The 10085-nt window shown below is 66.4% G+C and carries 6 protein-coding genes; 4 read left to right on the top strand and 2 right to left on the bottom strand.

All coding sequences use genetic code 11. The features are described from left to right. Positions 1 to 410 precede the first annotated feature (410 nt). Positions 411 to 3251, bottom strand: coding sequence for an ATP-binding protein (locus tag HYH08_RS08895; protein WP_220009387.1), 2841 nt, complete (start codon positions 3249 to 3251; stop codon positions 411 to 413). A 198-nt stretch (positions 3252 to 3449) separates the two neighbouring features. Between HYH08_RS08895 and HYH08_RS08890 the strand changes: the two genes are divergently transcribed. The 4 genes from HYH08_RS08890 to HYH08_RS08875 all read left to right on the top strand — a co-directional run bounded on the left by HYH08_RS08890 (position 3450) and on the right by HYH08_RS08875 (position 6419). After that, positions 3450 to 3869 carry an organic hydroperoxide resistance protein gene (locus tag HYH08_RS08890; RefSeq protein WP_220009386.1) on the top strand — a complete coding sequence of 140 codons (420 nt, stop codon included), beginning with the start codon at positions 3450 to 3452 and terminating at the stop codon, positions 3867 to 3869. Between the two features lie 36 nt (positions 3870 to 3905). Continuing rightward, on the top strand, positions 3906 to 4937 hold the full coding sequence (locus HYH08_RS08885) for an alpha/beta fold hydrolase (RefSeq protein ID WP_220009385.1): 1032 nt from the start codon (positions 3906 to 3908) through the stop codon (positions 4935 to 4937). A gap of 72 nt (positions 4938 to 5009) precedes the next feature. Then, the gene (locus HYH08_RS08880) at positions 5010 to 5573 is read left to right on the top strand and encodes a cytochrome P460 family protein (protein ID WP_220009384.1); all 564 of its coding nucleotides are present in this window, start codon (positions 5010 to 5012) and stop codon (positions 5571 to 5573) included. Between the two features lie 18 nt (positions 5574 to 5591). Further along, positions 5592 to 6419: an SDR family NAD(P)-dependent oxidoreductase gene (locus HYH08_RS08875; RefSeq protein ID WP_220009383.1), complete on the top strand. Its 828-nt coding sequence runs from the start codon at positions 5592 to 5594 to the stop codon at positions 6417 to 6419. 5 nt (positions 6420 to 6424) lie between these two features. On the opposite strand, the gene HYH08_RS08870 is transcribed toward HYH08_RS08875, so the two are convergent. Continuing rightward, on the bottom strand, positions 6425 to 9934 hold the full coding sequence (locus tag HYH08_RS08870) for a PAS domain-containing hybrid sensor histidine kinase/response regulator (RefSeq protein ID WP_220009382.1): 3510 nt from the start codon (positions 9932 to 9934) through the stop codon (positions 6425 to 6427). Between the last annotated feature and the right edge of the window lie 151 nt (positions 9935 to 10085).

Here is a 10085-nt window from a genome sequence, read left to right as displayed (position 1 = left end):
GGACCGTGCGTACGGCAAAACCGTGTGGTCCTGGCCGTCGTTGCTACGGTCAAGCCCTTCGCGGAGGTGTGCGCGAGCCCAACCGGGCGGACGGCATCGTCAATTCGCGGGGCGAGGGAGGCCAGAAGGAAAGGTCGGCTCCCGGGAGAGCACGGCATAAGCCGTCCGACCATCGCGCAGGGAAGGCCGAGTGTTCGGCTACACCTGTATGCTGCTGTGCGGTCTCTTTGCGCTACACTTTCGCGCAGCGGACCGCGGGTGCCAGTCGGCACCCGGTCTTCCCTGCGCCCTCTCGATTTCGAGGGTGGAGCGACCAGGCAAAGCTCGGGCGAAATGCGCCACGAGAACGAGAAGGTGTGTCTGCGGGGGCTGTGTGCGTTTGAGGATGGCAATGCTGCCCCTCGCCATCCCTATAATGTCTCCAACAACTCGTCGGCTGTCCTGATGTCTGCCGTCTCGGCCCCCGCGGCAAAGCCTTCGCGCGATGATCGAAGCAATTGCGCAGCCTCCTCGCGCCGGCCGCGCGCAGCAAGGAGTTGCGCCAGATCGATCGCGGCGCGCAGCTCCCAGGCCTTTGCGCCTTTGCGGCGGCTCAAATCCAGGGACTGCACGAACTGCGCCTCTGCCTGTTCGGATTGCGGCGCCGGCAGCGACAACAGAACTCTCCCCTTCATCCGCAGCAGCTCGGGCATGTACAAATGATCGCCGCCTTGCTGGACGAGGCGGATGGCGTCGCCGACCAGGCGCGCGCTCTGCTCGGACTCTCCGAGCGCCAGAAGGCCGTGAACCAGCGCGATATTGAACGTCGTAGTGAGCAGCTCGTAGCCGGACTCGTGGAGTTCGCGCAGGCAGCTGCGTATCGTCTCGATCCCGCCCGCAGCATTGCCGCGCCGGATCGCCAGCTCGCCTTTGACGCCGCGGCCGACCGCGAGATACGGGCCCATCGAATGCGATTCGGCATGTGCGATGAAGCGGTCGATGTTGGCTTCCGCATCGTCGAGATCTCCGCTCCAGAGGTCGATCGAGACCGCCCAGATCAGCGCGATGCAGAGCGTGATCGGATGGTCCATCTGCGCGGCGTCCGCGACCGTCTGCAGCGCGAGCTGCCGCGCATCCGCGGGCCGGCCCTGGAGCCAGAGCTCGCGCGCAAGCGAAATGCCGGCGCGGTTGCGATGGTCGAAGCCGTAGACCGTGCTGATCCGCTCCGTGCCCGGCCCGTGCCAGGCGGCCGTCAGCATCTTCAGCGCGTCACGATGCTCCCCGGCCAGATGCAGGGACACACCCAGCAGTGAATGAGCGAGCGCGATCGAGGCGGCATCACCGAGTGTTCCCGCGACTGCGAGGCTCTGCTGCGCATAGCCGAGCGCGGCGTCGAACTGCCCCAGCCGCTCGTGGAAGATATGCATGCGGCCGAGCAGCTGAAGCTGGTTCGGCGCGTCGCCGCGCGCCTCCGCAATCGCAAGGCTCCGGCGCAGCGCGGCAAGCGCCGCCTCGCTGCCGCCGCGCGTGAACATCAAGGTCAGTCCGAGGGCGGCCTGGATGTGCATCTCCTCGGCGCTGCCGCGCGCCGATGGATCGATTGCAAGCAGCGCGCGTTCCGACCGGCGCCGGCATTCGGTCAGCAGCGACATCGCAAGGAAGATCGGCGCCGCAGCAGCAGTCAGCGCAATGCCGATGTCGGCATTGCCGTTCGGGCCAAAGCACCAGTCGAGCGCGGCGCGCACATTGTGGAGGGCGGAGAAGTGGATCGCGCGTTCGTCCGGGCTCGGCACCGTCGCCCATGTCGTGCCGGCCTGCTCCAGCCATCGTTGGTAATACGCGGCGTGCCGGGCGGCGAGCGCTGCGTCGCCAGGCTCGATCCCCAGCAGATAGGCGCGCGTCGTGTCGAGCAGCCGGTAGCGCATCATGGCGCCGACGGGGCGCGGCGCGACCATCGACTTGGCGACGAGACTGTCGATGGCGTCGAACAGGCGGGCGCGGTCGACATGTTCATCCGGCACGATCTCGAGCGCGGCGTCGATGGTGAAATGGCCGGCGAAGACCGCAAGGCGGCGCAGCACGAGGCGTTCAGTGTCGGACAAGAGGCTGAAGCTCCAGTCCAGCGTCGCCTGCAACGTCTTCTGCCGCGGCGGCGCGGTGCGCTGACCCTGCCAGAGCAGATTGAGCCGTTCGTCGAGCAGCGCCGCGGTCTGCTCCAGGCCATAGGCTTCGACCCGGCCCGCGGCGAGTTCGATCGCCAGGGCCATGCCGTCGAGCCTGCGGCAGATACCCGCGACGATCGCGGCATTGCGATCGTCGAGAGCGATCTCGGCGCCGCCGGCCGCGGCACGTTCGAGGAAGAGCTGAAGCGCGGGATAGGTCTGTGCGGCAGCCGCCGTCAGTGCGGCATTGTCGGGTGGCACGGCGAGCGGCGCGAGGCGATGGACCTGCTCGCCCTCGACGCGCAGCGCCTCGCGGCTGGTGGCGAGGATATGGACATGCGGCGCGGCATGAAAGATCTCCGCCGCCAGCGGTGCGGCCGCGGTGATCACGTGCTCGCAATTGTCGAGGATCAGCAGCATCCGCTTGTCGCGGAGATGAGCGAGCAGCGCGGGCAGCGGATCGTCCGTCTGCGCCGGCAGGCCCAGCATCAGCAGGATCGATGTGAGCACGAGGTCGGGATCGCTCAAGGCGGCAAGGTCGACAAAGTGCGCGGCCTCGGAAAATGTTTCGAGCAGATCGTGAGCGATCGCCACCGCGACTGCGGTCTTGCCGACGCCGCCGGGGCCGACGATCGTGACGAAGCGCGAGGTGATGAGCCTGTCCGAAACAGCGGGGATCGCATCGTCGCGGCCGACCATCCGTTGCAACCGGCTCGGCAGTTTGACAGGCTGCAGCTCCGCCCGCGATGTTGGACGGCGTTCGGCTGCAATCTGCGCACGCGAGATCGGCGCCACAAAACAGTAGCCGCGCCCCGACAGCGTGGTGATGTAGCGGGCCCCGTCCTTGCCGTCGCCGAGGGCTTTACGAAGCGCTGCGACGTGAAAACGCAGATTGGCCTCCTCAACGGTGAGGCCGGGCCACACCAGCGCCATCAGATCCCATTTGCTGACGACCTCGTTCGGCCGCGACATCAGCGCGATCAGCGTGTCGAAGGCCTTTGCGCCGAGCGGCAGCGCAACCCCCTCGCGTGTCACGAGCCGCTCGTGCGGCGTCACGGTAAATGGCCCGAACGACAGGGTTCCCGTCGCGGTGCTCGCCGGCTCAGTCATGGCGGAATCCTGGTCCTTTCGAACGGACCGGATAGCAGATGCTCGCGATCCGGCAAGGGTGCTGCCGTATCGGGATCAGACCACGGATGCAGGCCTCGTGAGGAGTTGCAAGCCGGGTCCTTACAACATCTCACAAGTCCAAACGGGCGTCTTCCGGCCGCCGCTGATAGTCAGTTGCGCGACGGCAAGGAGACTTTCATGACGCAAACGGCAAAACTGCTCTACACGGCCAGGACCCACACCAGCGGCGGGCGACAGGATGGCGCATCGCGCAGCTCCGATGGCCGCCTCGATGTCAAATTGTCGCCGCCGGGCGGTGCGGGCCTCGGCACCAACCCCGAGCAATTGTTTGCAGCCGGCTGGTCGGCTTGCTTCGAGGGCGCCATGGAGAAGGCGGCTCGCACGCGGAAAATCGTGCTTCCGAGAAAAAGTGCGATCGATGCGGAAATCGATCTCGTGCTCGACGAGGGCACTTATTCGCTTCGAGCCCGTCTCAATGTCAGCCTGCCGGGCCTCGACCCCGAGATCGCACGCGGCATCATCGATGATGCACATCAGACCTGTCCCTATTCCAAGGCCGTTCGCGGCAACATCGAGGTCACGGTCGCGCTGGCCTGACGCAGCATCGTCAATCATCAACAAGGTAGCCACATCATGAAGCAGATCATCGACCAGCACCGCCGCAAGTTTTTTGGCGTCGCCGCAGGAACCGTTGCCGTCGGTCTCGGCGTCGCAGGTCTCGTGCGCGCCCAGACCGACGCGCCCCAATCGTCCGCATCGAACGCATCCTTCGGGCCGATCAAGCAGATCGACGCCGGCGTTCTCAATGTCGGCTATGCCGAGGCAGGTCCCGCGAACGGTCCCGTCGCGATCCTGCTGCACGGCTGGCCCTACGATATTCACGCTTTCGTCGACGTCGCACCGATCCTGGCCAAGGCCGGCTATCGCGTGATCATCCCATATTTGCGCGGCTACGGCTCGACGCAGTTCCTCTCCAGCGAGACGCCGCGCAACGGCGAGCCCGCCGCGCTGGCCGTCGACATCATCGCGCTGATGGACAAGCTCGACATCAAGAAGGCCGTTATCGCCGGCTTCGACTGGGGCGCGCGTACCGCCGACATCATCGCCGCGCTGTGGCCGGAACGCTGCCGCGCGCTGGTGTCGGTCAGCGGCTATCTGATCTCCAGCCAGGCGGCCGGCAACGCACCGCTGCCGCCGGCGGCCGAACTGCAATGGTGGTACCAGTTCTATTTCGCGACGGAGCGCGGCCGCGCCGGCTACGAGAAGTATACGCATGATTTCGCGAAACTGATCTGGAAGCTGGCTTCGCCGCAATGGAAGTTCGACGACGCCACCTTCAACCGAAGCGCGGCGGCGCTGGACAACAAGGATCATGTCGCAATCTCCATCCATAATTATCGCTGGCGGCTCGGCCTCGCCCAGGGCGAGGCGAAATACGAGGAGATCGAGAAGAAGCTCGCGGCGGCGCCGGTGATCAGCGTGCCGACGATCACGATGGAAGGCGACGCCAACGGCGCGCCGCATCCCGATCCCGGCGCCTATGCCAAGAAGTTCTCAGGTCGGTACGACTTCCGCCTGATCACCGGCGGCATTGGCCACAATCTGCCGCAGGAAGCGCCACAGGCCTTTGCCAAAGCCGTCATCGACGCCGAGGGCGGCGCCTGAGGATTTTGCTTGAAGCCTCGGTCCAGCACGGCTGGGCCGAGGATCGTTCGTTGCTCCAGCTTGGTGAAGGTCATGACGCCGACTGAACCTGAAAAGAAGAAATCCGCATTCACCACGGCCATCCTGCTCGCCGCGGCGCTGATCGTCGTTCTCCTGACGTGCGTGCCGTATCTGGTCTCGATCGCGCTTGCCGAAGGGCCGGCCCAAGCCAGCACAGCGGATGCGTCGCCGATCTTCGGCGTCACCATTCCCGCCGGCTACAAGCAATGGGAGCTGATCGCGCCAGCCGAAGAGGCTGCGCCGCTCGACGAACTGCGCGCTGTGGTCGGCAACCAGATCGCCATCGATGCTTATCAAGCCGGCAAGCTTCCGTTCCCGGACGGCACCATTCTGGTCAAGCGTGCCTGGAAGCGAAAGCAGTCACCGGAATTCGCCTCCGCGACGGTTCCGGGCGCCGCGACGACCGTGCAGGTGATGGTCAAGGATTCCAGAAAGTATGCCTCGACCGGCGGCTGGGGCTTCGGCCGCTTCATCAACGGCAAACCGGTCGACGAGGCCCAGCATCGCACCTGCTGGGGTTGTCACGAAGCCCGCGCCAAAAGCCGCGATTATGTTTTCACCAGGCCCGCGCCTTGAGACCTTACGGAGACTGACATGAAGACCTGGTTCATCAGTGGCAGCTCGCGTGGGCTCGGCCGTGCCATCACGGAGGCGGCGCTTGCGGCGGGAGATCGCGTGGTTGCCACGGCTCGGGAGCTCCAGTCGCTCAAATCGCTGGGTGAACGCTTCGGTGAGAGATTGCGGCTCGCAAAGCTCGATGTCACCGATGAGGCTGCCGCGCAAGCGGCCGTTGACCTCGCCGTCACGGCGTTCGGCGGCCTCGATGTGGTCGTGAACAACGCCGGCTACGGCGACCTCGGATCGGTCGAGGACACGAGCCTGGACTTGTTCCGGCGCCAGATCGAGGCCAACCTGATCGGCACCATCATCGTCACCAAGGCGGCTATTCCCGTGCTGCGCCGGCAGCGACGCGGGCACATTATGCAGATCTCCTCCGTCGGTGGACGGATCGGCGCGCCCGCACGCGCGGCCTATTCGGCTGCGAAGTGGGGGATCGAAGGCTTCTCGGAGTCGCTGGCACGGGAGATGGCGCTGATCGGGATGAACGTCACGATCGTCGAGCCCGGCGGCTTCCGGACGGGCTTCGCGCAGGCTGCGCATGCGACGGACGAGGGCAGGCCGGAATATGACGCGGTCGTCGGTGCCGCCGTGAGGATGCAGCGTGACTATGATGGCCGCCAGCCCGGTGATCCCGCGAAGGCTGCTGCCGTGGTCCTCGAGCTCGCGAACATGGAGCGTCCCCCTCTGCGGATCGCGCTCGGCAGCGATGCCGTGAACGCCATCGCGGCGGCGGACCGGCGACGTCTCGAAGAGCTCGAGAGGTGGCGAGCGCTCAGCATCTCCACGGACTTCGGAGCGTAGCCGTCCTATTCCGCCGCAACCATCTGCTGCGTGCGCCACTGTCCGAGCAGGGCGCGCAGCGAGGCCGGCTTCACCGGCTTGTTGAGCACCGCGATTTTTTCGTCACGCGCGGCCACTTGCACGGCGGGGCTGCGATCGGCGGTGATCAGGATCGCCGGGATCGAATCGCCGAAGCGGCGGCGGATCTCGCGGATCGCGGCGACGCCGTTGCCGCGGTCGAGATGATAATCGACCAGGAGGCCGGTGACCCTGCGGCCTGCCGCCTCGATCGCGGCGATCGCGCCCTCGGGGTCGGCGACCGCGATCACCTCGGCGTCCCACGCCTTCAGCAGCGTGCGCATGCCGTCGAGGATCGCCGCATCGTTCTCGATGCAGACGATCAGCGCGCCCGCGATCGGCGTCCGCGCCAGCGGCGTCGCGCTGGTGACGGCGGCGGTGAGGGTGATCGCCTTCGCCGTCGGCACCGTGACCGAGAACACGGAGCCGCGGCTCGCATTGGCATCGATGGCGATGCCGTGGTTGAGCACGCGCGCCAGACGCTCGACGATGGAGAGGCCAAGGCCGAGGCCGCGCGCGATCCGCGCGCCCTGCTCGAGCCGGTGGAATTCCTTGAAGATCTCGCCGCGCTTGACCGGCGGGATGCCGACGCCGGTGTCGTAGACGCAGATCTTGAGCGAAGGGCCCTGGCGGCGGCAGCCGACCAGCACGCGGCCGCGCGGGGTGTATTTGATCGCGTTGGAGATCAGATTCTGCAGCAGGCGCCGCAGCAGCAGGCGGTCGGACTCGACCGGGAGCGAGCAGGGCACGAAGGTGAGGTCGAGGCCCTTGGCGCGCGCGATCGGCGCGAACTCGATCTCCAGCGAGCGCATCAGGTCCGCCATCTTGAAGCTCGAGATCGAGGTCGCCATCGCGCCGGCGTCGAGCCGGGAGATGTCGAGCAGCGCGCCGAGGATCTCCTCGATGGCCTGCAGCGACTCGTCGATGTTCTCGACCAGCCGCGTCTCCTCGCCATTGTGCTGGCGCTCGACGAGGCTCGTGACATAGAGCCGCGCCGCGTTCAGCGGCTGTAGGATGTCGTGGCTGGCGGCCGCGAGGAAGCGCGTCTTGGAGATGCTGGCATCCTCCGCCGTGCTCTTGGCCAGCGCCAGCTCCGAGTTCAGCCGCGTCAGCTCCTCGGTGCGGTCGCGCACGCGCTTTTCCAGCGTCGCATTGGCGCGCTCCAGCGCTTCGGCCGCCTCGAATGTCGGCGTGACGTCGGTGAAGGTGATGACGAAGCCGCCGCCCGGCATGCGGTTGGTCAGGATCTCGATCACCATGTGCCGTTCCGGCAAGCGTTCGAGATAGGGCTCGCTGTCGGTGGTGTAGGCGGCCAGCCGCCGCTCCAGAAGGGCCTCGCGCTCGACCGGATCGGCGGGGTTGCTGACGTCCATGAATTCCAGGATCTCGCGCAGTGGCGTGCCGAACTGGATGAAGTGCGGGGGGACGTTGAGGAGGTCGCCGAACTGCCGGTTGGAGCAGATCAGGTGCAGGTCGGCGTCGAACACCGCGATGCCCTGGCGCACATGGTTGAGCGCGGTCTGGAGGATTTCGCGGTTGAAATGCAGCGCCGCATGGGAATCGTCGAGCAGCTTGAGCGCGGCTTTCGCGGAGACCGTGCGCTTGCGCAGCAGCAGCGACATCACGAGGCGCGAGGACGCAGCTCCGATCGAGGAGGCGATCAGGTGCTCGGCGTGCTGCAGCAGTTCGAAATCGGCGGGCGCGGCGGGCTCGAGCCGCACATTGCGCCTTGCCGAGAAGGCCTCGAACGAATGCCGGGCGCGGTCGGGCCCGAGATATTGCGCGACGGTGGCCTGGATGTCCTGCACCGTGACGGTGGTGCGCCAGCGGCGGAAGCTCGGGGCGATCGGCGCCAGCGTGTTGGGCACGAACAGGTCCGCCTGCACCAACTCGATCGACGACGGCTGTCGCGCCAGCGACAGCAACACATAGGTGAGGATGTTGAGCGACAGCGACCAGATCACGCCATGCATCAGCGGCGGCAGATCGGCGCCGAACAGCGCCTGCGGCCGCAGCGCCTCGATCCCGAACGGGCCATGCTGGAGCAGCAGGATGCCCGCCGTCGACGAGTCCATGAAGCTCGGAATAAACAGCGTGTAGAGCCAGACCGCAAAGCCGACCAGCATGCCGCCGATGGCCCCGCGCGCGGTCGCGCGTCGCCACAAAAGTCCGCCGAAGAAGCTCGGTGCGAGCTGGGCGATGGCGGCGAAGGAGAGCAGGCCGATCGCCGCGAGCTGGGTGTTGCCAAGCGCGCGATAGTAGAAATAGGCCATCACCATGATGGCGAAGATCGCAAGGCGCCGCGAGCGCAGCAGGAAGTCGCTGAAATCAGCGCCGCCAGGGCGTCCCTCCGGCCGTCGTTGCAGCACCAAGGGCACCACGAGATCGTTCGAGACCATGATCGACAGCGCGACGCATTCGACGATCACCATCGCGGTCGCCGCCGACAGCCCGCCGACGAAGACGGCGACGCTGATCAAATCCGCGCCGCCCTCCATCGGCAGTGCCAGCACATACATGTCGGGATCGGCGGCACCGAACGGGAAGCTGACGAGGCCGGCGAGCGCGATCGGAATCACGAACACATTGATGGCGACGAGATAGAGCGGGAACAGCCAGCGCGCGCGGCTGACCTCGGCGTCCGAGGAATTCTCGACGACGCTGACATGGAACTGGCGCGGCAGCAGCATGATTGCGCACAGCGACAGCAGCGTCATGGTGAGGAAGTTGCCGATCGACGGCGCGTATTCGATGGCGCGCACCGCCTCCGGCGTCTTCATCGCGCGCTCGATCAACTCATGCGGCGAGAACATCCAGAAGGTGACGAAGATGCCGGCGGTGAGGAAGGCGACCAGCTTGACGATGGATTCGGTTGCGACCGCCAGCATCAATCCGTGCTGATGCTCGGTGGCGTCGGTCTGCCTTGTGCCGAACAGCACGGCGAAGGCCGCCATCGCCAGCGTCACCATCAGCGCCATGTCGCCGACGATCGGGATGTGGGAGAAGGCCTGGTCCTCGCTCAGGATGGTCGCGAGCGAGGAGGCGACGGCTTTGAGCTGGAGCGCGATATAGGGCACCGAGCCGATGATCGCGATCAGCGCCACGGTTGCCGCCACCGCCTGGCTCTTGCCGTAGCGCGCGCCGATGAAGTCGGCGATCGAGGTGATGTTGTGGGCCTTGGCAAGCTGGATCACCCGGCGCAAGACACCGGCACCGAGGCCGATCATCAGGATCGGGCCGACATAGATCGCCAGGAAGTCGGTCGAGGTCCGCGTCGCAAAGCCGACCGAGCCGAAGAAGGTCCAGGAGGTGCAGTAGATCGCCAGCGACAGCGGATAGATCAGCCCGGACGCGCGGCCGGCCTGGGCCAGTGAGCGGCGGTCGCCATGGCTCGCCACCAGGAACAGGAAGCCGATATAGCCGAAGGCGGCGGCGATCACGCCCCAATCGTGCAGCATGGCGAGCGTGCTTCTCCCTGGGCGCTGGCGGCGCCGGGCCTCATTTTCCGAGCAAATCTAGCGCGTTGGACGAGAGGACGCGACAGCGAAATGCCGTACGGGAGCGGGAACTGGGGTTGTCGTTAAGGTGCAGGATGAGCTGCCCGCTCTC

It is taken from the genome of Bradyrhizobium sp. BR 10289 (assembly GCF_019455385.1).
GTDB lineage: Bacteria > Pseudomonadota > Alphaproteobacteria > Rhizobiales > Xanthobacteraceae > Bradyrhizobium.
The sequence above is the reverse complement of the archived record's forward strand: the minus strand, read 5'-3'. Positions and strand labels throughout refer to the sequence as shown.